The sequence below is a fragment of the Pontibacter sp. H249 genome, assembly GCF_037892465.1.
GTDB lineage: Bacteria > Bacteroidota > Bacteroidia > Cytophagales > Hymenobacteraceae > Pontibacter.
The window spans coordinates 56742-82677 of record NZ_JBBKTR010000004.1; the positions used below are offsets into that span (position 1 = coordinate 56742).

Consider the following 25936-nt stretch of genomic DNA (forward strand, 5'->3'; position numbering starts at 1 on the left):
GCTATCTATACGGCAGCATGTATCCGGGGTTATAAATAATGTTATTTTTATTAGGCAACAGCAACTATACAACGGTAAATCGACCACAGCATATAACATATCTAATATCATATACCTGCCAATGTATATATTAGTAGTGTGGGATATAAAAGCGTTCTAAAGCTAAAATGTAATTTTTGAAACGATTTTCGCTGAAAACTGTACTCTTATCAGGAGAATTGATGCCTTAAGAGTAATTAAAGGTGAAATTATACTTTATGCTCTCATCAATCTACAAATCAAAACTACCCGAAGTGAATACACCAAAAGGAAAACTGATAGCAATTGGAGGCAATGAGGACAAGGGCAGTTACCCCAACCCAAAGTCTAAAAGAAAATATTACCTGGACTTTTTTGAGCTAGGCATTTTAAAACGCTTTATTCAGGAAATCCCAACAAAGAACCCAACAATAGAGGTAATAACAACAGCCTCCATGATTCCGGAAGAGGTTGGGGAACGTTACATTAGTGCCTTTGGCATTCTGGGCTGCGAAAAAATCAACCTCATGCATATCCGGGAGGAAGATGATGTACACAATCCAGAATATATTGAGCGCATTAGGAAGGCTGATGGCATTATGTTTAGCGGCGGAGACCAATCCAGAATTACACGCATTTTTAACGGTTCTGAGATCGTAGAAATCTTAAAAGACAGATATCAGCACGAGGAGTTTGTTGTGGCTGGGACAAGTGCCGGAGCCATGGCCATGTCTAAAGTAATGATTAAGGGTGGCAGCGCACCAGAATCACTTTTAAGAGGGGCAGTAAAGATCGGGCATGGCCTGAGTTTACTTGATAATGTAATCATAGATACGCACTTTGTGATCAGGGGGCGTTTTGGGAGGTTGATGGAAGCTGTAGTAACACACCCTAAAACAATAGGCATTGGTTTAGGTGAAGACACCGGTGTGCTTATAACAGAGGGCCACATAATTGAAACCATCGGCTCTAACCTGGTGGTAATTGCAGACAGCCACGAAATTAACTACACTAATGTAAATGAGGTTGAAATGGGCAGGCCGGTAGCAATATCAAACCTGATCATGCATGTACTGGCCAAAGGCAATGTGTATGATATTGAAACACGGGAGTTCTTTAAGGATGCAGCCGACTTTAAACCAGCAAGACTTCAGGTTTAAAGTCGGCTGCTATTAGCCATAGGTTCGGCAGCAGCTAGGTAACCTATACTTTTACCCCTCCCGGTAAATTGCCACAAAGGGCTCTTCATCATTTATCCTGCTTGCCCGATACATTCCTTCTGAATTAAAGGTAAGTGCAACATCGCCAGCTGGGCTTACAGCTATCAGTCCACCCTCACCGCCTAAATCTACTAGTTTCTTCAGTACCACCTCTTCACAAGCCTGCTGCAAAGTATAGCCTTTATATTCCATTAAACACGATACATCATAGGCAACCACGGCACGCATAAAATACTCGCCATGCCCGGTGCAGGAAATTGCGCAGGTGTTATTATTAGCATAAGTACCCGAACCTATTATAGGTGTATCTCCTATCCTGTTAAAGCGCTTGTTCGTCATGCCACCTGTAGAGGTAGCGGCAGCCACATTGCTTTCTCTGTCTACAGCAACTGCTCCAACTGTTCCAAATTTATCATCTACGTTTTCAGTATGGTCCAGCATAAAAAGATCGGAATCCCGTATCTCGGTCCATTGATCATACCGGAATTTGTTAAAGAAATACCGCTCGGGAGCAAACTCAATATCATGGTTAAGGGCAAACTCTTCGGCGCCATAACTACTGAGCATAACATGATCTGAGTGATTGATTACAGCCCGTGCTAGCTTAATGGGATTTTTTATATTTCTGACACCTGCTATAGAGCCTGCATCCAGGGTTTTTCCGCACATGATTGAGGCGTCCATCTCGTGTTTGCCCTCTTTTGTAAACACGGAGCCCCGACCAGCATTAAACAGTGGATTATCCTCCAGGTAGGCAACGGCAAGTTCTACGGCATCCATGGCATCTCCGCCATTTTTAAGAATGTTGTGGCCTGCCAGCAGCGCCTTTTCCAGCCCCGCCCTGAAAGCCTTGTCCTGATCGGCTGTTAAGGATGCTTTTGTAATGGTGCCTGCCCCACCGTGTATCGCGATAGCTATGTTTGACATATTAAATTTTTACAGTTTTGTGTACCGCTATAGCTTACGCCTACAACTATAAAGCAGTTAAGAATTTAGGTAAAGGCAAGTATATTTATGCAGAAATACTGTACTTTCAAGAACCTTTTTCAGCAGGAAAATAGTTATCTTTGTTCTTAACTAGATAACTTATTTTAAAAGATTAATTATGTCGTTTGATATCCAAGGTAAACTTTACGAGGCATTTGAGGAGCAGCAGATAAGCGAGAAATTCAGAAAGCGTGAATTCGTGCTGGAGATTCCGGATGGCTCTTTCACACAGTATGTAAAGTTTCAGCTAACGCAGGACAAGTGCAACCTGTTAGATCAGTTTAAGAACGGAGACGAGGTAAAGGTAACGTTTAACCTTACTGGCAAACCTTTCACTAAGAACGGCCAAACCATGTACTTTACCAACTTGCAGGCCTGGAGAATGGAGCCGGCATCTAACAATTTTGGCGGTGCACCAGCTGGCGCCCCGCAGCAGCAGGAAGCTCCTTCGTTTTACAGCAGCGATGCCGACAACGACTTGCCATTCTAATAACAGCAAGACCAATTATACCAAAAGCGAGCTCTGTGCTCGCTTTTTTTTTGATGTAAAGTATAACTTAAGGCTCCATTTTTGCTATAAGGAGAGTAGCACCACATCCATCCAAAGTATAAAGTATACTTTGTGCTATAAGCTTAATGTAATTACATACATGTTTAGCACGCCCTATAACCCACTCGAAGAACTAAGGCGCATGATCCTTCGTGGCGAAAACGACACTGTGGATTTTAAGCAGCGCATTACACAACCAGAAAAAATTGCGCGTACTCTTGTGTCGTTTGCCAACACGCGCGGTGGCACCATACTAGTAGGCGTAAAAGACAATGGCTACATCTGCGGCATAGATCCCGATGAGGAAATGCACACCCTACAACTGGCCTCTGAGTTTTATTGCGACCCGCCTATTCAATTAGATTACGAAGAGATAGAAAACGACCACCGCACTGTACTTAAAGTAACCGTACACGAAAGTAACTCCAAGCCACACTTTGCTAAAGTAAAGGAAGACGACTGGCGCGGCTATGTGCGGGTAAAAGATACCAGCGTGCAGACAAGCAAAATGGTAAACAAAACACTGCAGAACGAACAACCCGAACAGTTTGAGAAGCTACCCCTGGAGCGCCATGAGAACGCTGTACTGGAATATTTAAAGACTGCACCACGTATAACCCTAAAGCAGTACATGAAGCTGGCTAACTTATCGCAACGCAGAGCTTATCGTACCCTCGTAAAATTAGTTATACACGGCTACCTGCGCCTGCACGATAAAGAGAAAGAAGACTACTATACTTTAGTTTAAAATCTTTACTTAATGAAATACAGGCATATTCATTATCTAGACTTTGAACCTGGCATTGAGGAGAATGTAGTGCTGGATGCAGCTATTAAACTCGCGGAGAAAGGCGGCGAACCAAACTTTTTTCTGAAGGCTGCCAGTTTTCTCTGTAAACACACCCAGGCAGACTATGTGGCAATTGGATTACTGAGTAAAGACAAGCTTCACGTAAGTACCTGTATTATGCTATACAATAGAATAGTACAGGATAACTTTACCTATTCCTTAAAGGGCACACCTTGTGCTGATGTTGTCACACAAAAATTCTGCTACTACCCTTTCGGAGCTAAAGAGTACTTTCCAGATGATAAACTGCTCCGTAAAATGAATATTGAAAGCTACCTGGGCACCCTGCTTTTGTCGCCTGAAAGCGAGGCAATAGGCATTGTAGAGTTGCTCAGCATAAAGCAAATTGAGAATCCCGCATTAGCCGAACACCTGATCTTGGTGCTGAGCCCTGTATTAGAAACAGAACTGTTAAAGCATCAGGCTAAGAATTAACTTATGGTTGCCAGTAAAATAATTTGATTAGTAGAGTATAGGTTACTTCCTACCCACCAGGTTACCGTTACTGTAAACTTCAATGTGGCTGAAGGCACCGCTGGTGTCATATACTTCCCAGTCTCCGTACCAATAATATTTCTCCAGCGTGCTTGTTTCTATAAAGCGTGCGGTGCCTTTTCTGGCCAGTTTACCATTTTCGTGGTACTTCTCTACCTTAATATCATTACTCTTGCGGCTATATTTTTCTTTCATGTAGCGGGTACCGTTGGGGTAATAATACCTCCAGGTGCCTACTTCCCGGCCATGCCTGAACCTGCCGTTCCTGATTACTGTATTTTTCTCGCCAAAGTATACTTTCCAGCGGCCATGGTAACGCCCTTGCTTGTCTGTGCGGTTAATCTTAAACCAAAGGAAGCCTCTCTCTGGCTTAGACTTGATAACCTCCTGCGCTGTTCCAGAAAGGGGTATTATAGTAAGTAGGAAAAGTATGAGAAGTAAGCGCATAGTATCTCCGGTAAACATTTAGTGCTGCTAAAGTATAAATTTAAATTTTAATCAACTAATAATTTAGTTATACTTTTTATACTTTATAATGTTTTACAAATCAATTGGATATAAAGTATTCTGTAGCAAAACCTAAAATAAGGCACTCATAACTTCGGCCGGCAGGATCATATATTCGTAAACTACTATAAACAAGCACCTGTACGCCAGGAGCTGCCCCCGGACAAGAAGCACCTGTTAATTTAAGGTTTCACTCTAAAACCCTTCGCCTATGGCAACCATAAGCAAAACAACCCAAAACCCAGATCAGACTACTGCCCCCACACTAAACGGAAGCAAGAAAACAAAACCCAGAACCAAAAAACTTTCAGAAACAGACCAGAAGAAGATTTTTGTACTTGATACCTCGGTTATACTTTATGACCACAGTGCCATTAAAAACTTTCAGGAGCACGACGTGGCCATACCCATTACAGTACTCGAAGAGCTTGATAACTTTAAAAAGGGCAACGATATTAAGAACTTTGAGGCGCGTGAGTTTATCCGCTTCATAGATAAATTATCTGCAGAGCATAAGCTGCAGGATTGGCTGCCCCTGAATGGCAAAAACAAGGGTAAGTTTAAAGTGCTGATGAACAACAGCTCTAGTCTGGATGCTGTCAATATATTCGGAGACAAGAACGACCATCACATACTCAATTCCGCTCTGCAATTGCAGCAGGATATGCCAGGGCATAAAGTAGTGATGGTTACCAAGGACATTAACCTGCGCCTGAAAGCACGAGCCCTAAACCTGATATCAGAAGATTATGAAACAGGCAAGATACAAGATGTGGCTGGCCTCTATACCGGAAACGACACTGTAGAGGATGTACAGGCAAATGTTATAAACGAATTGTATGAGAAAGGCCAGTGCGATGTAACTAAGGTTTTTACGGAGGCGCCCACCGACAACCACTACTATATCTTAAAAAGCTTTAAGAACTCGGTACTGGCCTTTTATAATGCCACAGACAAGCAGTTAGAGCGGGTTGATAAGCTGAGTGCCTATAGTGTGAAACCGCGTAACGCAGAACAGGCTTTTGCGTTGCATGCCCTGCTAAATCCACAAATAAAGCTGGTATCAATACAAGGTGTTGCCGGTACAGGTAAAACCTTACTGGCGCTGGCCTCTGCCATAGAGCAACGCCGTGAATACAAGCAGATCTACCTGGCCCGCCCTATTGTACCGCTCAGCAATAAAGACATCGGGTACCTGCCCGGCGATATTAAATCAAAGCTGAACCCTTACATGGAGCCGCTTTGGGACAACCTGAAGTATATTCAGAACCAGTTTGCCGAAACTAGCAAAGAGTACCAGAAGATTAAAGATATGGTAGAACTGGAGAAGCTTGTAATCACGCCACTTGCTTACATCAGGGGACGCAGTTTGTCTAATATCATCTTTATTGTAGACGAGGCGCAAAACCTGACACCACATGAGGTAAAAACTATTATTTCTAGGGCTGGCGAAAATACCAAGATCATCTTTACAGGTGATATTTACCAAATAGATACCCCATACCTTGACTCGCAAAGCAACGGCTTGTCGTATTTAATAGACAGGGCAAAGAACCATCCTCTGTATGCACACATCACTTTGCAAAAAGGAGAGCGTTCTGAGCTGGCAAATCTAGCAAACGAACTGCTGTAAAGTATAAGCTATAATTAACGCAAAAGCCTGGGTATTACTTAAAGTAGCCCAGGCTTTTGCGTTATACTTGCATAGACTTAGCCATACTTTTCTTGCATGATCTCTCCAACTTTACGTACAGTGCGGTCCTCGCTTTTTAACAGGCTTTCCATTACACTTTGCTTATCAGCGTCGCTTTTATTCTGACTGATCTTATACTTTCCTTCTAGGCGGCTTACAGCAATCTCAAACATTACGATGCCTTTCAGCATGCCGAAAGTATACTTTTCGGGCAGGCTCCGGAACTGTTGCAGGTATTCAGCATCAAATGCCTTGATAGAGGTTTCCATAGCTGATATCATCTGCTCAGGCTCCACTATTATTCTGGCCTTTCCGTAAGCGTGCACAGCACAATAATTCCAGGTGGGCACGTTCAGTTGCTTTTCGTAAAGTGAAGGCGAGATGTAAGCATGCGGCTCCTGAAAAATGACCAATGCCTCCTGACCTGCTTCCAGATCCTGCCACTGTGGGTTTTGCTTTGCCATGTGGGTGAGCAGAACCAGTTGTCCCTCTTGTTCATTTACCACAAATGGCAAATGAGTGGCAACAGGTAATTTATCTTGTATAGTTACAAGAGTGGCAAAATTAAACGCACGGATAAAGCCAAGCAGCTTTTGCATATCTGTTTCCTGATAGTGTGTTGGCGTGTACATAGTTTTTATTTTGTATAGATTCGGATCATTAGAGAAAGGTAGCTTTGTTACTTTAAAATTACCTGTAGGCTACCCTGCGTTTGGAGGTTGGCTTGGCTGCTCTTTTCAATATTATATTTTGGAGTCCGGTTAATCCTTTGTCAATCTCTTCCTGCTTTTTATACTTCTGCCAAGCACCTACAAGTCTCGCTATTGGCTCATCCTTTACTGTGGCAGTTTGCTGCCAAAGTAATTTTGTGTTCCCGCCTTCCGTCTGTTCTAGCAAAAAGCTGCCTTTTGTGATTTCAGAAGTGGTTTTATCGCTTTGGGTATACGTAAGACGTTCGGGGCTGACACTTTCTGTAAAAACAACTTCTCCGGTACCAACCTTATCACCGCTCCACTGCATACGTGCACCGCTGCCAGCCATTGGTCCGCTGTACATCCTGATCATACTTGGGTCTGTGTTTGTATTTACAGGGTTCCACTGCTCCCACTCCGTAGGGTTTGCCAGCAAAGTATAAACCTGCTCAGGCTTGGCATCCAACACCATACTTTGCTCTACTTCTATCTGCAGTGGCAACTGGTAAGAGGCGCCAAAAAGCGCAATAGCCAGCAGCATCAAAGCCAGAATCACAATCTTTAGCAGTCTCATATTTTTTATCAGGAAAAAAGGTTGTTGGGTGTTATGCTGGCAGGATTTACCGTATCAATTTAACGGAGTATTTTGCTAGTAAACAAGAGCACTAGCTAAAAATATTTTTAAACCTATAATCATTATAAAGGTAAAGATAAGACCTAAAACATGGCTTAAAATTTGCTACTATCGTACAGGATAACATAGAGACTAAAATATATAGCTAACATGATAAACGACTGGATTCAGAAAGGCTTGCAATTCTCTCAGAACCCCATGTTCAAAAAATATATGGGTAGAGCTGGGAGTATACTGGCTAAGCCTGCCAAGATGGCATTTCTGCTTACCACCGCCTACAATAAACTGATTGATGCTGAAAGCAAAGAAAATGGGTTTCAGCAGGTTAAAAATGCACTACAGACATTTATGCGACTGGTACAGGCTTATATACGAGGTGAGTATCGCCAAGTATCAAATAAATCGATGCTAATAGGTGTAGCTGTGCTACTTTACTTGGTAACTCCACTGGATATTATCCCTGATTTTATTCCTGGGTTGGGCCTGCTTGATGACCTTAGCCTAATCACCTGGTTCGTAGATTCATTCCAAAAAGAAATTAACAGATTCCGGGAATGGGAAAGCGATCGCAGCTTCGACCACTCCAGAATTGGTACGCTATAGCTTGCTAAGGCTAATAAAAAAAAAGGCTGCTTTCTATCAAAGCAGCCTTTTTCTTTATCCAATTTATGTAGCTCTACTCACAGATTAGCTTAAATGCATTTTAACCCAAACTTCTAATCCAAACGCAAGTACTGGATTGCTACTACACAGCTTACCTTATTTCGAGCAAGTACTACTATCAACAAACTACCTTACACTCATCACTAATATACAAAAACCAACAACCAAAAAATGCTTAACTTTAGGCACAGATAAATTAATCAAATAACTTACTAATGATCAGCAAACGCATATTATCTTTTTTTGCGGCTGCTTGCTTAAGTATAGGTATTGCCACGGCTACACCTCCTGACGAGGGTATGTGGCTACCTATGCTGTTAAAGCAACTAAACGAAGCCGAAATGCAGAACAAGGGCATGAAGCTCACTGCCGAAGACATTTACAGTATAAACCAGTCTAGCCTGAAAGATGCTATTGTATCGTTTGGCGGTTTTTGTACTGGCGAAATGATTTCAGCAGAGGGTCTTTTGCTTACTAACCACCACTGCGGTTACGGCCAGATACAGCAGCACAGCTCAGTGGAAAACGATTATCTGACTAACGGTTTCTGGGCAAAAAATAAGTCTGAGGAGCTGCCTAACCCAGGCCTTACTGCCACATTTATTGTGCGCATGGAGGATGTAACAAAGCAGATTTTAGAAGGTACTGCCAACGCCAAAACAGAGGCTGAACGTGAGTCTATTGTGCAGCGCAACATGGCTAAAGTACGCAGAGAGTCTACAGCTGGTACGCATTACGATGCAGTTATTCGCCCGTTCTTCTACGGCAACGAGTATTATATGTACATCACCGAAACTTTCCGCGACATCCGTATGGTAGGCGCTCCGCCATCATCCATCGGCAAGTTTGGCGGTGACACTGATAACTGGATGTGGCCACGCCACACAGGTGATTTCTCTCTATTCAGAATTTATGCTGGCCCAAACAATGAGCCGGCTGACTACTCTCCGAACAACAAGCCTTACAAGCCAAAGCACCACCTGCCAATTTCGTTAAGTGGCGTAAAGGAAAATGACTTTACCATGGTGTTTGGTTTCCCGGGCCGTACAAACGAATACCTTACCTCACAGGCCGTAGAGGAGATTTACGCTGTTTCTAACCCGCACAAGATCAACATCCGCGAAACTAAGCTGAACATCCTGGATAAGGATATGAAAGCCTCTGATGCAGTTCGTATTCAGTATGCAGCAAAGTATGCCAGCATCGCCAACGCCTGGAAAAAGTGGATCGGTGAGAGCCGTGGCATACGCAAGGCCAATGCTATCGAGAACAAGAAGCAACTGGAGAAGCAGTTTGCCAGCTGGGTAGCAGCAGACGCTAACCGCAAGGCAAAGTATGGCAATGTACTTGCAGACTTTGAGAAGAACTACAAGGCACTGGATGGCATTACACTGTCACGCGACTATGTGATGGAGGCTGCTTATGGTGTAGAAATCATTCGATTTGCTAATACGTTTACAAAGCTGCAGGAGCGATTAGCAAATAACGCACCGCAGACAGAGATCAACGACCAGATCACGAAACTGGAAAGAACTATTGCTCCGTTCTACAAAGACTACAATGCCCCTACCGATAAAAAGGTGTTTGCCGCGTTGCTAAGCCTCTATTACAACAACGTAGATCCTAAAATGCACCCAACTGCTTTTGCCACTGTGCGCAGCAAGTATAAAGGCGATTTTACAAAGTATGCCGAAGAGGTATTCGCTAAATCTGTGTTTACATCGGAGGCTGGTGTTCGAAAAGCTTTAGCTGATGTAAAAGCAGGTAAGAAAGAAGCCCTGAAAAACGACCCTGCCCTGCAGTTAGCCAGTAGCATTACCGAGCATTACAGCAAAAACATCATGCCAACTTATGCGCAGGTAAATGATAACCTGAGCCTGCTGTACAGGTCATACCTTGCTGGTTTACGTGAAATGCAAAGCGACAAGAAATTCTACCCGGATGCGAACTCAACCCTGCGAGTAGCCTACGGTAAAGTAGAACCTTACCAGCCAGTAGACGGTGTAAAGTACATTCACTACACTACGCTGGAGGGTGTGATAGAGAAAGCTGAATCTGGTGTGGCTGAGGATTACGCCATACCTGGCCGCTTGAAAGAGCTTTACGACAAGAAAGATTATGGCCGCTATGGTGTAAATGGTGAAATGCCAGTTGCCTTTATCGCCTCTAACCATACTACAGGTGGTAACTCAGGTTCACCGGTTATTAATGCAAACGGCCAGCTTATTGGTACCAATTTCGACAGAAACTGGGAAGGTACCATGAGCGACATCGTTTACAACCCGGACCAGGTACGCAACATTTCGGTAGACGTGCGCTACATGTTGTTTATTGTAGATAAGTTTGCCGGTGCTGGTCACCTGGTGGAGGAAATGACGCTGGTAACAGACGATACTTCTGGTTTACCACAAGTGGATGCCCGCCGTAACGCAGCGCCTGCAGAAGCCACTGGTCTTTCTAAGAAAGAGCAGCGCAAAGCGGAGAAAGCCGCTAAAAAAGCAGCCAAAAAGAAAGCAAAAAAAGCCGCTGAGGTGCAGTAATTCTTAATCATCAGGTAAAACAAAAAGCCCCGTCTACAAAGTATAGGCGGGGCTTTTTGTTTTATCTATCAACAGGCACGGCACTTGCAAGCTTTCCCTAACAGTTTATTTTAATAACCCAAAAGTATACACCAAAAGCGATTGCACCTCCAAATTATAATCTATACTTTACAATTTGATACGATCTTAAATCACTACATTTAACTTAGATTTAACTAAATAACCTAATGAAAAAAGCCTTACTCTACTCCCTCACCCTCCTCTGCCCAACACTGCTGCAGGCACAAACTAATACTGATATCCTGCTGCTGGATATGGCTGTGAAGAAGAACCAGTTAGTGTTATCTAACCCACGTAACATTACCAACCACACAGGCTATGACAACCAGCCACACTTCCACAAGTCACAGCCATTTGTATACTACTCCTCAGCCAACGCAGATGGTAAAATGGATATCCGTCAGTTTGATTTCAATACAAAGCAGACCGCTGACGTAACCACTACACCTGAAAATGAATTCTCGCCTACCCTAACACCCGATGGGCAACACATCTCCTGCATTATACAGCGCGAAAATGGGCAGCAGGATCTGGGTATGTACAACTTAGCCAGCAAAGAAGTAACCGTATTGATTGATAACCTTACCGTAGGCTATCATGCTTGGATCGATGATAAAAACATGCTACTGTTTATACTTGCAGAAGATGGCCACGAGCTACAGCACTATAACCTTGATACAAAGCAGAACAAGATTTTGGCTAAAAGTATAGGCCGTTCGCTGCACAAAATTCCGGGGCAAAACGCTATGAGCTTTATCGATAAAACAGATAGCCAGCAGTGGCAGATAAAGCGCTATGACACGATGACCGGTACCATTACTACACTTGCTCCAACACTTGCCCAGAAAGAAGATATCACCTGGACGAAAAACGGGATGATACTGAGCAGCGACGGCGAAAAGATCTACAGCTTTATCCCGGGCAAAAGCAAAACCTGGCAAGAAGTTAAAGTTAAAGGAGATACTGCTTTACTAAAAGGTATAACACGTATGGCTTCTAACCAACGTAACAGCCAACTGGCAGTGGTGGTAAGCGAGTAAAGTATAAAATTAGTATATTGAGGCTGTAAACACATTTTAGTTTATACTTTGTACTTAACCTTAGCAACATGATTTATACTTTGAAGCGATCTATATTCGGTAAAAGCGCCCTTACGCTTGCTCTTGCCACGGCTGCTACCTTTGCCCATGCCCAGACACAGGACTACAAAGCCATACACGAAAAAGCCATACTTGTTGATACACACAACGATGTGCTCATCTCTATTCTGGAAGGTATGGACATTGGCAAAGACCTGAGGGGCAAAACACATTCCGACTTGGCCCGCTTTAAAGAAGGTGGCGTAGATGTGCAGTTTTTCTCGGTGTGGAGCGATGAGACAGGCGATTATAAATTTGCTTCACTTCAGATTGATACCCTGAAGACGGTGATAAAACGCAACCCTGCTGAAATGATGTATGCCACAACCTACAACGATGTTATGAAGGCGGTGGAGCAAGGTAAAATGGCCAGCCTGATCGGTGTGGAAGGCGGCCACATGATAGATAACGACCTGAAGAAACTCGACGGCCTATACCACCAGGGGGCTCGTTACATGACGCTTACCTGGAACAACTCTACTCCTTGGGCATCCTCGGCAGCCGACGAAACTTCTGGCAAAATGGCTAAATCTAAAAAAGGCTTAAAAGGTATAGGTAAGCAGGTAGTTAGGCGCATGAACGAAATGGGCATGATGGTGGATCTTAGCCATGTAGGTGAAAAAACATTCTGGGATGTGATGGCTATCACCAAAAAACCGGTGCTGGTATCGCACAGTTGCGTGCACAAGCTTAATCCGGTACCGCGTAACCTTAAAGACGATCAGATAAAAGCCATAGCTAAAAACGGGGGCGTCATTCAGCTTAACTTCTACTCCGGTTTCCTGGACCCGGAATACGACAAGCGCTATAAAGCTTTTCAAGAGAAGCACAAAGCAGAGCTTGATTCTTTACGCAAACTTAACTGGTCCAGCTCTAACATATCAGAGCACATGCGTAAAAAATACCCAGAAGATGTTGAGCAGGTTCGTCCGCCGCTTTCTATACTTTTCGATCACTTAGATCATATCGTAAAGCTTGTTGGTGTTGACTACGTAGGTATGGGTTCTGATTTTGACGGTATCTCCTCTACGCCACAGCAGCTTGATGGCGTTGAAGACTATCCGGTAGTAACAAAAGAGTTACTGGCGCGAGGCTACAGCCAGGAAGATATTAATAAGATTTTAGGCGGCAACATGCTGCGCGTAATGCAGGCAAACGAAAAGGAGTAAGTTTTACATTCTGATTCGATGCAGAGAATGTCATTTCGAACATCGGGAGAAATCTTTATAAAATTTTTAAGAGATCTCTCCCGGCACCGAAATGACATTTTTGTTTCCAGAAAGTCCTATGTTAAAGCAATACAAAGATAACTTCTCAGTGCAGGCTGCCTCTTATGCCGCATTTAGGCCGCATTACCCGCAGGAACTGTACGACTTCTTGTTTACGCTGCCAGTTGCCAAAGAAACTGCCTGGGATTGTGGCACCGGCAACGGACAAGTAGCAGCTGTGCTGGCTCAAAAGTTTGAGAAAGTATACGCTACCGACATAAGTGAGGCGCAGCTGCAAAAGGCCAGGCAAAAGCCTAACATTAACTACTATAAAGCAAGCGCAGAAGCCTCTGGTTTAGCAGACCAAAGTATAAATTTGGTTACGGTGGCTCAGGCGGTGCATTGGTTTGATTTTGATTTATTTTATCAGGAGGTAGAGCGTGTGGCTAAGCCTGGTGCCTATATTGCCATTTGGGGCTACGGCTTACTGCAGATTTCATCTGAAATTGATGCTGTTATCGATCACTTTTATAACCAAACCACAGGACCCTATTGGGACCCGGAGCGCCGTTATTTAGACGAAGCGTATGCCACTATACCCTTACCTTTTCAGGAAATCTCCTGCCCTAATTTTAAAATATCTGCTACCTGGACAAGGCAGCAGTTGATAGGATATTTAAGCTCATGGTCTAGTGTGCAACACTATATAAATAAAAATGGTACGTCGCCTTTACCTGAACTGGAAAAACAGCTTAAGGTACTTTGGCCTGATGGTAACTCCCTGGAAGTAAGCTTTCCAGTGTTTATGAGAGCGGCTTCTGTTTGATGGTAGTCTTCACTATACTTACAGAATTAAAAAATCAACAATATTTAAAATGACTATAGTTATTAAACTTTGAGGCGATTAACTTTATCCTTTTATTAAAACAAACTTATTGTCATGAAACAGTTTTTACACGCCTTTATTTTAATCATAATTGCATTACCCAGTGTTCAGGCACAGGACATTATCACTAAACGTACCGGTGAAAAAGTAGAAGCCAAGGTTTTGGAGATTTCTACTGATGAAATCAAGTATAAGCGTTACAGTAACCTGGAGGGGCCAACCTATGTGGTACCAAAAGCTGAGATTATGCTTATTCAGTACGAAGACAAGACAACAGAAGCCTTTGAATTAACAGCAACTAGCCCTGCGTTAGCAACCGCAACCGCATCTGCAGGGGCAGAGCATTCTGTAAAAATAACTCCGGTAGCAACCGCTGAGTTAGGAATACAGCAATATAATAGAGGTCAGGCTGATGCTTCTACTTTTTACGAAGGCTATAAAACGGCAGGAACAGTTGTTTTGGTAACGAGCCTGCTTTCTCCGCTTGTTGGCTTGGTACCTGCTGTAGCAACCTCCTCAACACCTCCTAAAACACACAACCTTGATGTGCCTTATAACCAGCTAATGCAGAACCCTGATTATGCAACAGGCTATAAAAAGAAAGCACGTAAAATAAAGTCCGGCAAAGTATGGACCAACTGGGCTATTGGCCTCGGTACAAACTTGGTGCTGGCACTGCTAATAGCGGGAAGCGCAAACTAAACGAAATTAAAAAAGCCTCTACCCAAAAGTAGAGGCTTTTTTATGATATCCTATTTAAAGCTTACTGCCCTTTGCCACGCATCTGCTTTTCCATAGCATCCCACATCTCCTGCGGTATCTGATCAAAAGCGTTAAACTCCCCTGCCCCGTACAGCCATTCGCCACCGTCTATAGTAACTACCTCACCGTTTACAAAAGAAGCATAATCGGATACTAAGTATGCCGCCAGGTTAGCCAGCTCCTGATGCTCCCCAAAACGACCCACTGGTATACGTTTAACCGGGTCTAGTTTATCAGCTAATTGTTTCGGAAATAAACGAGTCCAGGCACCCTCTGTTGGAAAAGGGCCTGGCGCTATAGCATTAGAGCGAATGCCATACTTTGCCCACTCAGAAGCCAGTGATCTGGTTAGAGCCAAGACTCCTGCTTTGGCACAAGCCGATGGCACCACATAACCAGAACCAGTCCAGGCGTAGGTGGTAACAATGTTTAGCATACTTCCCTCCTGCTTCTGCTCAATCCAATGCTTGCCAACGGCTAAGGTAAAGTTGTAGGTACCCTTTAATACGATATCAGTTACAACATCAAACGCTTTATGGCTTAGGCGTTCGGTAGGGCTCACAAAGTTGCCAGCAGCATTGTTTACGAGCACATCTATTCGGCCAAAAGTATCTAGTGTTTGCTGTAGTACTGCTTCAATTTCATTGTATTTGCGTACATCACAAGCTATTGGTAGTACCTTACCTCCTGTCTCTGCTTCCAGTTCTTTGGCTGTTTGTTCCAGCACATCCATTTTGCGGCTGCAGATAACAGCGTTAGCACCCAGCTCCAAAAAATATTTAACCATAGAGCGGCCAAGTCCCGTACCACCACCAGTTACAATAATGGTTTTACCACGCAGGGCACCCTCTTTAAGCATTGGTTCAGCTTTTATCATAGTATTTTCCGTTTAAGTTTATTTACACCAGGGAGCTATCTTTTCTGCCCCTTTTACGAAATATAAGCATATTGATGTATATATCCGGAAAAAGAGCACGCATTCATATAACTCAAGCCAAAAACTATGGAAATAGATCATCTAAAACAGGAATTACTCAAGGCAGCAGATGGCCTTGTGATGCTAAGTGAAACAGACGAAATTTTTGAGTTTTTTCATCATGAAAAACCCGATGAGCCTTTCACAAAAGAGACTGTGGTAGAATGGGACGGCAAGCCTGCCGGCACTTCTATAGAGGCTCTAGAAGTAGAAGACTTTCTGCACCGCATGAAAAACCCACACCCTGAGGCAGACCAAAAGCAAAAACAGGATGCAGAGCGCTTTAAGCAACTGGAGGCTAAACTAAAAGAACTGCTCCGCAACGTTAAAGCTTACAAAGTCAGCCAAACCACCATGCCCGTTTACATTATTGGAGAAACTGAAAACGGTGACTATGCCGGCCTTAAAACAATTGTAGTAGAAACGTAATAAAAAAACCGGCCTGCATTAGCAGGCCGGCTCTAATACAAGAAGCAATGTATGTTTTATTGTGTTGGACCATTATCAACACGCGCCTCAATCACACTCTGTACAGAGCTCGACACATTTGAAAGCAGGTTATACCCCATTTTCGCTTCAATGGCATCTACAGTTGTTCTATAAGTACCCCAATTAGTGTTGATTGTGTTTGAGTTTGGTGTATCTATGGCAATTACACGGGTGCTGCTTGTTACCCGGCTAGCGTCGCTGCTTCCTACCGGCAGCACTACAATCACTTTCCAGATACGGTTTGGTACCGTTACCTTACCGCCTGCAAGCGTTGTTTTATAACCCGCAGAACCATCGCCACCTGAGCCGTAACTACCCATAATCACATACAGCTCATTGCCTTGGCTTACCAGTGTACGGCAGTAATTTTCTAAACTAGCCCAGGCTTTCTGGTTGTTGTTCGGTGCCTGCGGAATCATGTTCGACATCAGAAAAGTAGCAGAGTTATCCGTAGTTGTAAGTGTACGATCAGCTGAAGGGCAGTTGTGGCCACGATCGAAACCGCTGCCAGTGTAATCAGATGAGGACACTTTGTAAAAATTACTTGGCAGCGAGTTATCTGCACGGAAATCATCCTGGCGCGGCGCTGAACCTAACCAAGCACTACTCAGGTGCCAGCTTACCCAGTTTGGGGTGCCCCTGTAGCTGTTGTACGACATAGCATACTGCGATTTAGTAACCAAGTAGTTTGAGTAGCTGGTGCCGGCACCACTTGGGTTACCCATGGCCAGGTTACTATCCTTGGTAGCTGTGGCATTAGCAGCTTGGCTTACTTTACCTATTTTCTGGCTATCTACGCCAGGTGTTACCTGCTCCTGAGAACATGAAACCAGCATCCACCCCATCAGGGACAGATACATGAATTGTTTAAAATGTTTTAACATAGACATATAGTGTTTTTAGTATACTTCAAATATGCCTGATGTTTTTGAATCGATTGTTATCTAAATATAAAATTTACGATTACAATAGCATAATCTATAAACAACTTAAAGTCAAATGGTTTAAATGCTATTATAGATGTTCGTACATGTGAATAGTAAACTTACAGCCTCAGAAATGATCCTGCCAAAGCTTCTCGGCAGCAATAATGCCACTGAGGCAAACACCAACTATGCCTTGCCCCGGGTAAACTGTATCACCGCATACGTAGACCCCTTTATTGTCTAGGCGGGCATCTTTCATTTGCCAGGGCTTTATACTTTTGTACTGCGGATAACCACCCACAGCACCCCAGGCACGATTGGTCCAGAAAATCCAGGCACCAGGCGTTGCAGATAGCTTGTATAATATACTTTCAGGTTGAAGTATTCCAGCCTTATGCAATGCCGTAAGAATGGCGTCTTCAATTACTGCTTTGTCCTGTATGTGCAGCTTTTCGGGGTGCACCACATGGGTACTAACAGAAGCAACTACCTCCCCTGCCTTTGCACGAAGCTTATCCTCCGGATGACTGAAGCTAATAAAGATGCTTTTGCCCCCGATAACAGGCAAACCAGAAGGTACATGCACCTGGTGATGCAGCACCTCTGGCAGTTCAGCCTTATCCAGCACCAGCGACATTGTAAATGCGCCGTTCAGTTTCTCGGAATGTAATAGGTATGGCTGCAGGCGCTGCTTTATACTTTTATCGGTAAATAGATTCTGCGTGTTGTTCAAAGGAATACCGCTGATGACATACTTACTGTAGTAGCTCCCTTTGCTGGTGTTAACCTTATACCCGTTCCTGAGCAACTCCACCTGCTCTACCTGTTGTCCATACTTTATTTCTCCTCCTTTTTCGGTGATATAGCTTATAACTGGCTTTACAAGGTTTATCAGACCGCCGTCTACATAATAATTACTGTAAAGAGTGTAGCAAAGTGCAGTAGCGCCAAACAATTCGTTTACTTCCTTAGCATGGTTTTGTGCCGTGATCAGCAGCTGTTCATTTACAAAATCAACAAACAACTGGTTTTGATGCAGGCCATACTTTTGCAATACATCATGCATGGTTCTGAAGGCGGCTGGCAACAAACTCAATTGTTCAGGACGTGCCCGTGTAACACATAATACCAAGTCTTTAAAATTAGAAAAAGGGAAACTGCGCTGCTGAAGTGAGGTGCGCCATACTTGCCTGCTTACGCTGTAGCAATGCTCCCAAAATTCCCGCTGCTTATGCTTGCTAAATACACGCTCTGCCTCGGCAATCCACTCCTGCAAGTTCCCGTACCTGGTTACCAACTGCCCATCCGGTAGATGCACCTGCATGGGTGGCTCCAGTTTACGAACAGGTACGTCTAACCCCAACTCATCCAGCAGGTAGCGCAACGGCATATCATCATCTAAACCAACCAATGTGGTGGCTCCTGTTTCGAACCAATAGCCTTTGCGCTTATAAGAGGTAGCACAGCCGCCGGGGTATTTTGCCTGTTCTAAAATGCATACACTAAGGCCGCGTTTAGCTAACAGAGCAGCCGCTGTTAGTGCCCCGAATCCTGAGCCTATAAGTATAACATCATAATCCATAGTTGCCATTTAACTGTTACTCTAAACCAGAAGCAGCTATATTTGTTAGGTTTTAAAACTAAACAAAGTATAAAATGGGTGACAAACAGGTAATCAGTGTGTTAGGTTGTGGATGGCTTGGCCTCCCACTAGCAGAGCAACTTGTAAAGGCTGGCTATACCGTAAAAGGCTCTACTACTTCTCCGGGTAAACTGGAGTTACTGGAGCAAAAGGGCATCGTGCCATACTTGTTAAATTTAACCGAGGAAAACCAGCAGATACAACATTTACCTGAGTTTTTAGCTGCTGATGTACTATTGCTCAATATTCCACCTAAGTTGCGATCCGATGGTGGAAAGGGCTATCTGCAGCAGATGCATACTTTACTTAAAGCTCTTTTAGAGTCAGACATTAGCCGCATACTTTTTGTATCGTCTACTTCTGTTTACCAAGACCTGAACCGTATCGTAACCGAAGAGGATATCAGCTTTACAGATGAAAAAGAACCTGATAACATGCTACTGCAGGCTGAGCGGTTATTCCAGGACCGGGAAGACTGGGTAACCACTGTTGTGCGTTTTGGCGGCTTAGTAGGTGGCGACAGACACCCGGGCAGGTTCTTAGCTGGCAAAAAACACCTTCCAAACGGTGATGCTCCCGTTAACATGATCCACCTGGATGATTGCATGGCCATACTTTACCGCATTATAGAGCAGGAAAAATGGGGCGAAGTTTATAATGCCTGTGCTGATGCTCACCCGCTGCGAAAAGACTTTTTCCCGAGAGCAGCAAATAGTTTAGGCTTAACACCCCCTGAGTTTGATGACATGCAGGAAACGCAGTTCAAGCTGATAAAAAGTCAAAAACTTAAAGACGACCTGGCTTATGTTTTCTTACACCCCGACCCTATGCTTTTCTTTTAGTATTTTTGTTGCTGATTGTTGATTGCTGGGGTGATTAATACTAAAACAGTAGATTCACAACACTTTACATTTTCTTTGAGAGCAACAACAATCAGCAATAAACACTCAATAATGAATATAATTGTAATAGGCGGTGGGGCGGCTGGTTTCTTTGGTGCAATTGCATGTGCAGAGGCTAACCCAAACGCGCAGGTCACAATACTGGAGAAATCAAATAAGTTGCTCTCGAAAGTGCGGGTTTCGGGTGGCGGACGCTGCAATGTGACCCACAACTGTTTTGTGCCTACAGTGTTTTCGCAGCATTACCCCCGTGGGGCTAAGCAACTAAAAGAAGCTTTTAAGAACTTCGGGGCAACTGAAACAATAGCATGGTTCGAGAAGCACGGCGTAAAGTTAAAAGCCGAAGCCGACGGACGCATGTTCCCGGTAACTGATAACTCTGAAACCATTATTGACTGCCTCATGCGCGAAGCAAAGCGTGCAGGCATTAGCATTAAAACTAGTACTGCCGTTGATAAAATAGAACCTCAAAGTATAAATGGTAATCCTCAATTTTTGCTTAACCTGAGCAACGGCCAAAGTATAACCGCTGACAAAGTTCTGGTATGTACTGGTGGAAACCCGAAATCGCAGGCTTACAATTGGCTGCGTGAGTTAGGTCATAATATACAGGCCCCTGTGCCGTCACTGTTTACGTTTAATGTGCCTGATAACGCCCTAAAAGAGCTGATGGGGGTATCGGTGCCAAAGGCTAAAGTGCGCATTGCTGGCCAGAAGCTGGAGTATGAAGGACCGCTATTGATTACACATTGGGGATACAGCGGACCAGCTGTACTTAAACTTTCGGCTTGGGGTGCCAGGTTGTTTCATGATATAGGCTATACTTTTACCGCGCTCATAAACTGGATACCGGAATATACTGAAGAAGCTTTGCGTGAACACCTGCAGGATTACAGGCAGTCACACCCTAAAAAGACTGTTAGTTCTAATCCTATTTTCGGCCTGCCGCAACGCCTCTGGAAAGCCCTAACCATACTTGCCGATATACCGGAGCAAACACGATGGGCTGAACTGCCTGCTAAGAATACAAACAAATTGATAGAAGCGCTGCACCGTGCGCCTTTTGAAGTGAAAGGAAAAACCACGTTTAAAGAAGAATTTGTTACCTGTGGTGGCATAGACCTGAGCGAGGTAAATTTTAAAACCATGGAGAGCCGTGTGCAGCCAGGTTTATACTTTGCAGGAGAGGTACTGGATGTAGACGGAATCACCGGAGGATTCAATTTTCAGGCCGCCTGGACAACTGGCTACCTGGCAGGAAAGGCAATGGCTGCAGCTCTCTGATTTACAGCATATAAAATCTTAGCAGGCAACAAATTTTAATTAATATCAGTACATCTGCATATTAGAAATAAATTTGTAAAACTATGGAAAATAATAAAGAAGTATACTCAACAGTACACCATTTAATAGAGCGCTGCAAAGACGGAGAAAAAGGATATAAGACTGCATCAGAAGACGTTGAAGACAAAGATCTGAAAGACCTTTTCAGAAAGTATGCCGTGCAGCGCGACAGCATGATCACTGAATTGCAGGATTATCTGCACCGCATCGGCCAAACCGATACTGAGTCAAGCTCTATTGAGGGTACACTTCATCGCGCCTGGATTGATTTAAAATCTGCTTTATCATCTAAAGACAGAACTCGTGTGTTAGAAGAATGTGAGCGTGGCGAGGACTACGCCGTAAGCGCTTACCGTGATGCCCTTAAGAAGGATTTGCCTGCTGAATTGAAAGCTATTGTAGAGCAGCAGTACAACGATGTAAAAAGTGCTCACGACCACATTCGCTCTCTGCGCGATGCTGCAAAGAGTGTGTAACAACTGATAAAATATAAAGTATAGAAAGGAGCTTCGGCTCCTTTTTTTGTTCTTTCATATAAATTAAATCAGCCATGTCTTTAAAGGATTTATACTTATACGAAATTCAACAGGAGCTCCAAAAGCCACAGCAAGTACCACAACAGTTAAGTGAAGCTCACCTTGAGGTTTTACCAACCTTATTACAGACATACCTTCGCAAAGCCGGCTTTTTGAACAAACCTATGGCCAGTAACTTTAGCTTAATATGGGAAAACACTTACTTAAAACTGAAACCTGATAAAGACTGGATGCACATAGACTGCAGCCAGTTTAATGCTGCAACTCAACCAACCAGAATAGCATTAATGCAGAGTAAAATGCTTGGTATAATTCCGTTTGCCGGAAAAGACAAGTATCAGCACAGCGAAGGCAATATGCTGATCAGGTTAGCCAACTTTACGGTAAGTAATACCAAAGGTCCAGAAATGAACGTATCGGCACTAGTTACTTTTCTTTCGGAGTCGGTGCTGCTGCCCGCTGCTTTGTTAAGCTCTTATATAAGCTGGCAACAAGTTGATACGCATACTTTAGAAGCCACCATTACAGATGCAGGAATAAGTGCTACCGGAAAGTTTTATTTTGATGAGAATGGTATGCCAGAAAAATTTGAAACTGAAGACAGGTTCTACTCCACAGGTGGAAGTCACTATCAAAAGTATACTTGGAAAGCGTACTACCTGGATTACAAAGATTTTAACGGATTCTATTTGCCCTCTACACTAAAAGCGGCGTGGCAATTACCTGAAGGAGAGTATACTTACTTTACAGGAAATATAAAACGTATAGCTTACGGCATAGAGCACATATCACAAATGGAAGTATGAAATAGTATGCCCTAAAATGCAACAAGGGTAAGATCCGTCTGATCTTACCCTTGTATTATCTAACTGCGTAAACAGTCAGCTTAATCTTCCAACCTTTTTATGATACTCCTTTTACGCCCCTACATTAGGAGAGGTTACAGAACTTTTAAAAATATCTTAATTTATTTTCGATGAGCTCTATAACAAGGCATAAAATCAAAAAGGCTGACGTTTCAAGTCAGCCTTTTCTAACAGATTTTGAAGTTTTTATACTCCTAAACTCTGTATGGTATTATATACGCCTACAAAAAGGCATTGTTACATCTGGTTAAAGAAAACTCTAGAATCTTCTTTTTCTGAAGCCGCCACGGTCACCGCCTCTTTCTCCGCCTCTGTCACCACCACGGTCACCTCTTCCAAAACCGCCACGATCGCCGCCTCTGTCTCCTCCGCGATCACCTCTTCCGTAGCCGCCACGATCACGATCTCTGAAAGAGCCGCCGCCGCCACTTCTGCGTCTTTCGCCGCCACCAGAGCGTCCTTCAAAGCCGAAGTCTTCACCGCCGCCTTCTTTTGGTCCGGAGCCTTTCTTCTGCGATTTCTCAACCACAATAGAACGGCCTTCATAGTCGATGCGGTTTACGCTAGCCACAATCTCTGCTGTATACTCTGTTGGCACTTCCACAAAACTAAACTTGTCGTACAAGTCGATATCGCCAACCTGGCTGGCAGGGATACTTGAGTTTTGAGCTAACAGGTCGATCAGGTCGCGAGGGTGCACTCTGTCTTTTTTACCAATGGTAATAAACAGGCGGTCCATTCCCTCTTTGGTAGCAGAAAGGGTTTTCTCAGCCTCAGCACCTTTTTCTTTCACCTTCTGCTCTTTCAGGCTCATTTTAAGAAGCGCTGAAGCTACATCAAGTGGTGTATAACCGTCTGTCTCGTTCACGAAACGCTCAATGCGCGCCACGTGCTTTGCCAGATGGCCTTTCTCTAATACTTCCTTCACTTTATCGAAGAAAACATTAGTGCGTATCTCGTTTACATCTTCCATAGATGGCACCTGCTGTAAAACAATCTTCGCTTTAGTATAGCGCATGATGTCTTTCAACTTGTACCCGTCTGTACGGCCACCTACAAAAGAGAAAGCCTTACCAGATTTACCGGCACGACCAGTACGGCCAATACGGTGCACGTAAGATTCTTCGTCCTGCGGAAGGTCGTAGTTAAATACAGCCTCTACGTTTTCCACGTCCAGACCACGGGCTGCCACGTCTGTAGCTACCAGTATCTCCAGCGTACCGTTACGGAACTTGCCCATCACGTTAGAACGTTGATTCTGGTTCAGGTCACCGTGCAATGCATCGGCAAAATAACCGCGTGCCTGCAATCCCGAAACCAGGTCATCCACCATACGCTTGGTATTACAGAAGATGATAGCTGATTTAAGGTTATACATATCCAGTAAGCGCGAAAGCACTTCCTGCTTCATGTTGTTTCTAACCTCAAAATAGAACTGGTCTATGTTGCTAACGGTAAGCTCCTGGTGTACTACTTTAACCAATACCGGATCTGTCTGATAACGCTTGGTCATCTCCATGATCGGCTTAGACATAGTAGCTGAGAAGAAGATCGTCTGGCGGTCTTCTGGGATGCGCTCCAGCACATACTCGATATCTTCACGGAAGCCCATGTCCAACATTTCGTCCGCCTCATCAAGAATGATCTTGCGCACGTTATCCAGTACTAGTGTACCACGATTAATGTGGTCCATCACACGGCCCGGTGTACCGATCACGATCTGCACACCCTGCTTAAGGGCACGCAGCTGGCGGTCGTAGCTCTGGCCACCGTAGATCGGAACCACGCTGATACCCTGCTTGTACTTAGCCAGTTTCTGGATCTCGCCTGATACCTGGATAGCTAACTCGCGTGTAGGGCAAAGTATAAGTGCCTGCACGCTTCTATCGGAAGTATCAATGCTTTCGATGGTAGGTATACCAAAGGCAGCGGTTTTACCAGTACCCGTCTGGGCCTGGCCAATAATGTCTTTTCCTTCTAATACAACCGGAATGGCTGCTGTCTGAATGGGAGAGGCTTCTTCGAAGCCCATGTCTGCAATTGCTTTTTGAACCTCCGGCGAAAGCGGAAGCTCATCAAATCTGATTTTGTTCATCTAATTACTTAAACTGTTTATGACACATCTGGAATCAGTCTGCTTATCAACTTATCTCTACGCAGAGAGCGACACGAAGAACTAAAACAACCAGGTTATGCCAGCAATGGAGTATCCAGTTATACAGTAATCAGACCGTATCCAAATAAGGGGGCAAAGGTACAATATTTAATTTGATTAAACTATTTTATTTAAAATTAGTATATCTACCCCGAAAATATATCGGTTTACCCACTCCAAGAGCAATTTCACTTACTATACTACCTATTTATATCTAACTAATATTTAATTTATATATTTATGTTTAAAATTAAATTTTTTATTAGAATAGGTAACTATATACTTTTTCACACGTTATATCCTGCAATTCACCCTTATTAATAACACGTTTACCATATATAGCAATTACAGATGTAAACCAAATGTCTTTGCAGCGTAGTACTGAACATATTAACCCAAACCACTAACCTAAACCCTTATGACCGCAAATTACTATAGTACCCATCTGCCCCTACTAACCTATTAATTGTGTGACAAGCCTTATTTACCTAAGCTAATGAGAAGCAGGCATAGCGCCTGATAGCTAGTTAAATGAAATCCTTAAACCCTCTAGTCCCATTTATTATGTTACACTTTTCCAAAATTTCAACTCAAGGTAAAGAGTTCAACCTGATTGCTTCTGGTGCGTTAGCATTTAAGATCCACAACAAAATCCTGAAAGACGAAAGCTTCCATCAGGGCACCAAAATTACCCGCAACATGCTTCTAGGCAGTGCTCCGGCACGCTCAGCAAGTTCAGAACAGAAAAAAGTATTTTTTGTGATCATTTCTGACCTGGACAAAATGAACATCGAATCACTCTGCAAGACTATACAGGCGGAAAGAGCAAAAGGCAGCTACGCCGTATGCCAGGTAATACCGATGTATTACAACGAACCATCCTTCAAAGCATTAAAGATGCTACGCCAGAACTTTGATGAAGTAATGGAACTAAGCAAGTTTAACCTCGGCAACAGCAAGGCACTTGTGAGTCCGGAACAGCAGCATTGTATTATTACTGATTACTCGGTATCGATGGCGCGCATTATGTACCATGTGTGCGTAAAAGATTTTGCCACAGCTTCAAAACCAGAGGTAAAAGTAGCTGAGCCAGTTTATGCATAAATAGTAGTTCCTACTATAATATAAAGCCTTTCCCTGCACAGGAAAGGCTTTATTGTTTTTAATGCATTAAGTTTTCCCTCTCAAGTAATCAA

At 43.6% G+C, this 25936-nt stretch carries 25 protein-coding genes; 17 read left to right on the plus strand and 8 right to left on the minus strand.

Translation table 11 applies throughout. From position 1 onward, the window contains the following. Positions 1 to 257 precede the first annotated feature (257 nt). Positions 258 to 1178 (plus strand): cyanophycinase, encoded by a 921-nt coding sequence (locus WG943_RS07040; RefSeq protein ID WP_340407752.1) that lies wholly within the window; start codon positions 258 to 260, stop codon positions 1176 to 1178. Positions 1179 to 1229: 51 nt separating this feature from the next. Here the strand turns inward: WG943_RS07040 and WG943_RS07045 are convergent, their stop codons facing one another. Then, positions 1230 to 2165 (minus strand): isoaspartyl peptidase/L-asparaginase family protein, encoded by a 936-nt coding sequence (locus WG943_RS07045; protein ID WP_340407754.1) that lies wholly within the window; start codon positions 2163 to 2165, stop codon positions 1230 to 1232. 178 nt (positions 2166 to 2343) lie between these two features. Here WG943_RS07045 and WG943_RS07050 point away from each other — a divergent pair, with 178 nt between their 5' ends. The 3 genes from WG943_RS07050 (at position 2344) to WG943_RS07060 (ending at position 4060) form a co-directional block, all read left to right on the plus strand. Beyond that, positions 2344 to 2715 (plus strand): DUF3127 domain-containing protein, encoded by a 372-nt coding sequence (locus WG943_RS07050; RefSeq protein WP_340407755.1) that lies wholly within the window; start codon positions 2344 to 2346, stop codon positions 2713 to 2715. A 160-nt stretch (positions 2716 to 2875) separates the two neighbouring features. Further along, positions 2876 to 3523 carry an AlbA family DNA-binding domain-containing protein gene (locus tag WG943_RS07055; RefSeq protein WP_340407757.1) on the plus strand — a complete coding sequence of 216 codons (648 nt, stop codon included), beginning with the start codon at positions 2876 to 2878 and terminating at the stop codon, positions 3521 to 3523. 12 nt (positions 3524 to 3535) lie between these two features. Beyond that, the gene (locus WG943_RS07060; RefSeq protein ID WP_340407758.1) at positions 3536 to 4060 is read left to right on the plus strand and encodes a hypothetical protein; all 525 of its coding nucleotides are present in this window, start codon (positions 3536 to 3538) and stop codon (positions 4058 to 4060) included. 42 nt (positions 4061 to 4102) lie between these two features. On the opposite strand, the gene WG943_RS07065 is transcribed toward WG943_RS07060, so the two are convergent. Then, complete coding sequence (locus tag WG943_RS07065) at positions 4103 to 4567, minus strand: hypothetical protein (protein WP_340407759.1); 465 nt, start codon at positions 4565 to 4567, stop codon at positions 4103 to 4105. A gap of 271 nt (positions 4568 to 4838) precedes the next feature. On the opposite strand from WG943_RS07065, the gene WG943_RS07070 reads away from it, so the two are divergent. Then, complete coding sequence (locus WG943_RS07070) at positions 4839 to 6260, plus strand: PhoH family protein (protein ID WP_340407760.1); 1422 nt, start codon at positions 4839 to 4841, stop codon at positions 6258 to 6260. A gap of 77 nt (positions 6261 to 6337) precedes the next feature. Here the strand turns inward: WG943_RS07070 and WG943_RS07075 are convergent, their stop codons facing one another. Together WG943_RS07075 and WG943_RS07080 are read right to left on the minus strand one after the other, a co-directional pair. Further along, on the minus strand, positions 6338 to 6952 hold the full coding sequence (locus WG943_RS07075; RefSeq protein WP_340407761.1) for an FMN-binding negative transcriptional regulator: 615 nt from the start codon (positions 6950 to 6952) through the stop codon (positions 6338 to 6340). A 58-nt stretch (positions 6953 to 7010) separates the two neighbouring features. Then, complete coding sequence (locus WG943_RS07080; RefSeq protein ID WP_340407762.1) at positions 7011 to 7586, minus strand: SRPBCC family protein; 576 nt, start codon at positions 7584 to 7586, stop codon at positions 7011 to 7013. A gap of 210 nt (positions 7587 to 7796) precedes the next feature. Between WG943_RS07080 and WG943_RS07085 the strand changes: the two genes are divergently transcribed. The 6 genes from WG943_RS07085 (at position 7797) to WG943_RS07110 (ending at position 14844) form a co-directional block, all read left to right on the plus strand. Then, complete coding sequence (locus WG943_RS07085) at positions 7797 to 8249, plus strand: YkvA family protein (protein ID WP_340407763.1); 453 nt, start codon at positions 7797 to 7799, stop codon at positions 8247 to 8249. Between the two features lie 275 nt (positions 8250 to 8524). Then, a complete protein-coding gene (locus WG943_RS07090; protein WP_340407764.1) occupies positions 8525 to 10849 on the plus strand; it encodes a S46 family peptidase in 2325 nt (774 codons plus the stop codon). Between the two features lie 227 nt (positions 10850 to 11076). Further along, positions 11077 to 11949 carry a TolB family protein gene (locus WG943_RS07095; protein WP_340407765.1) on the plus strand — a complete coding sequence of 291 codons (873 nt, stop codon included), beginning with the start codon at positions 11077 to 11079 and terminating at the stop codon, positions 11947 to 11949. An 80-nt stretch (positions 11950 to 12029) separates the two neighbouring features. Beyond that, complete coding sequence (locus WG943_RS07100; RefSeq protein WP_340407766.1) at positions 12030 to 13217, plus strand: dipeptidase; 1188 nt, start codon at positions 12030 to 12032, stop codon at positions 13215 to 13217. A 118-nt stretch (positions 13218 to 13335) separates the two neighbouring features. Next, complete coding sequence (locus WG943_RS07105) at positions 13336 to 14082, plus strand: class I SAM-dependent methyltransferase (RefSeq protein ID WP_340407767.1); 747 nt, start codon at positions 13336 to 13338, stop codon at positions 14080 to 14082. A 114-nt stretch (positions 14083 to 14196) separates the two neighbouring features. Continuing rightward, positions 14197 to 14844: a hypothetical protein gene (locus WG943_RS07110; RefSeq protein ID WP_340407768.1), complete on the plus strand. Its 648-nt coding sequence runs from the start codon at positions 14197 to 14199 to the stop codon at positions 14842 to 14844. Positions 14845 to 14905: 61 nt separating this feature from the next. On the opposite strand, the gene WG943_RS07115 is transcribed toward WG943_RS07110, so the two are convergent. Next, positions 14906 to 15781, minus strand: coding sequence for an SDR family oxidoreductase (locus tag WG943_RS07115; protein ID WP_340407770.1), 876 nt, complete (start codon positions 15779 to 15781; stop codon positions 14906 to 14908). 126 nt (positions 15782 to 15907) lie between these two features. Here WG943_RS07115 and WG943_RS07120 point away from each other — a divergent pair, with 126 nt between their 5' ends. Next, positions 15908 to 16309, plus strand: a complete 402-nt coding sequence (locus WG943_RS07120; RefSeq protein WP_340407772.1) for a nuclease A inhibitor family protein — start codon at positions 15908 to 15910, stop codon at positions 16307 to 16309. Between the two features lie 56 nt (positions 16310 to 16365). Here the strand turns inward: WG943_RS07120 and WG943_RS07125 are convergent, their stop codons facing one another. Continuing rightward, positions 16366 to 17253 carry a DNA/RNA non-specific endonuclease gene (locus WG943_RS07125; protein ID WP_340407773.1) on the minus strand — a complete coding sequence of 296 codons (888 nt, stop codon included), beginning with the start codon at positions 17251 to 17253 and terminating at the stop codon, positions 16366 to 16368. Positions 17254 to 17422: 169 nt separating this feature from the next. Further along, entirely contained in the window at positions 17423 to 18877 is a 1455-nt protein-coding gene (locus WG943_RS07130; protein WP_340407775.1) for a phytoene desaturase family protein, read from the minus strand. A 74-nt stretch (positions 18878 to 18951) separates the two neighbouring features. Here WG943_RS07130 and WG943_RS07135 point away from each other — a divergent pair, with 74 nt between their 5' ends. The 4 genes from WG943_RS07135 to WG943_RS07150 all read left to right on the plus strand — a co-directional run bounded on the left by WG943_RS07135 (position 18952) and on the right by WG943_RS07150 (position 22525). Next, positions 18952 to 19779 carry an SDR family oxidoreductase gene (locus tag WG943_RS07135; RefSeq protein ID WP_340407776.1) on the plus strand — a complete coding sequence of 276 codons (828 nt, stop codon included), beginning with the start codon at positions 18952 to 18954 and terminating at the stop codon, positions 19777 to 19779. Between the two features lie 111 nt (positions 19780 to 19890). After that, the gene (locus WG943_RS07140; RefSeq protein WP_340407777.1) at positions 19891 to 21123 is read left to right on the plus strand and encodes a BaiN/RdsA family NAD(P)/FAD-dependent oxidoreductase; all 1233 of its coding nucleotides are present in this window, start codon (positions 19891 to 19893) and stop codon (positions 21121 to 21123) included. Positions 21124 to 21206: 83 nt separating this feature from the next. Then, entirely contained in the window at positions 21207 to 21659 is a 453-nt protein-coding gene (locus WG943_RS07145) for a ferritin-like domain-containing protein (protein ID WP_340407778.1), read from the plus strand. A 74-nt stretch (positions 21660 to 21733) separates the two neighbouring features. Next, the gene (locus WG943_RS07150) at positions 21734 to 22525 is read left to right on the plus strand and encodes a DUF6544 family protein (protein WP_340407780.1); all 792 of its coding nucleotides are present in this window, start codon (positions 21734 to 21736) and stop codon (positions 22523 to 22525) included. Between the two features lie 319 nt (positions 22526 to 22844). Here WG943_RS07150 and WG943_RS07155 read toward each other — a convergent pair whose 3' ends face one another. Further along, positions 22845 to 24680, minus strand: a complete 1836-nt coding sequence (locus WG943_RS07155; protein ID WP_340407782.1) for a DEAD/DEAH box helicase — start codon at positions 24678 to 24680, stop codon at positions 22845 to 22847. Between the two features lie 624 nt (positions 24681 to 25304). Between WG943_RS07155 and WG943_RS07160 the strand changes: the two genes are divergently transcribed. Continuing rightward, positions 25305 to 25844 carry a hypothetical protein gene (locus WG943_RS07160; RefSeq protein WP_340407783.1) on the plus strand — a complete coding sequence of 180 codons (540 nt, stop codon included), beginning with the start codon at positions 25305 to 25307 and terminating at the stop codon, positions 25842 to 25844. Positions 25845 to 25936: the final 92 nt, after the last annotated feature.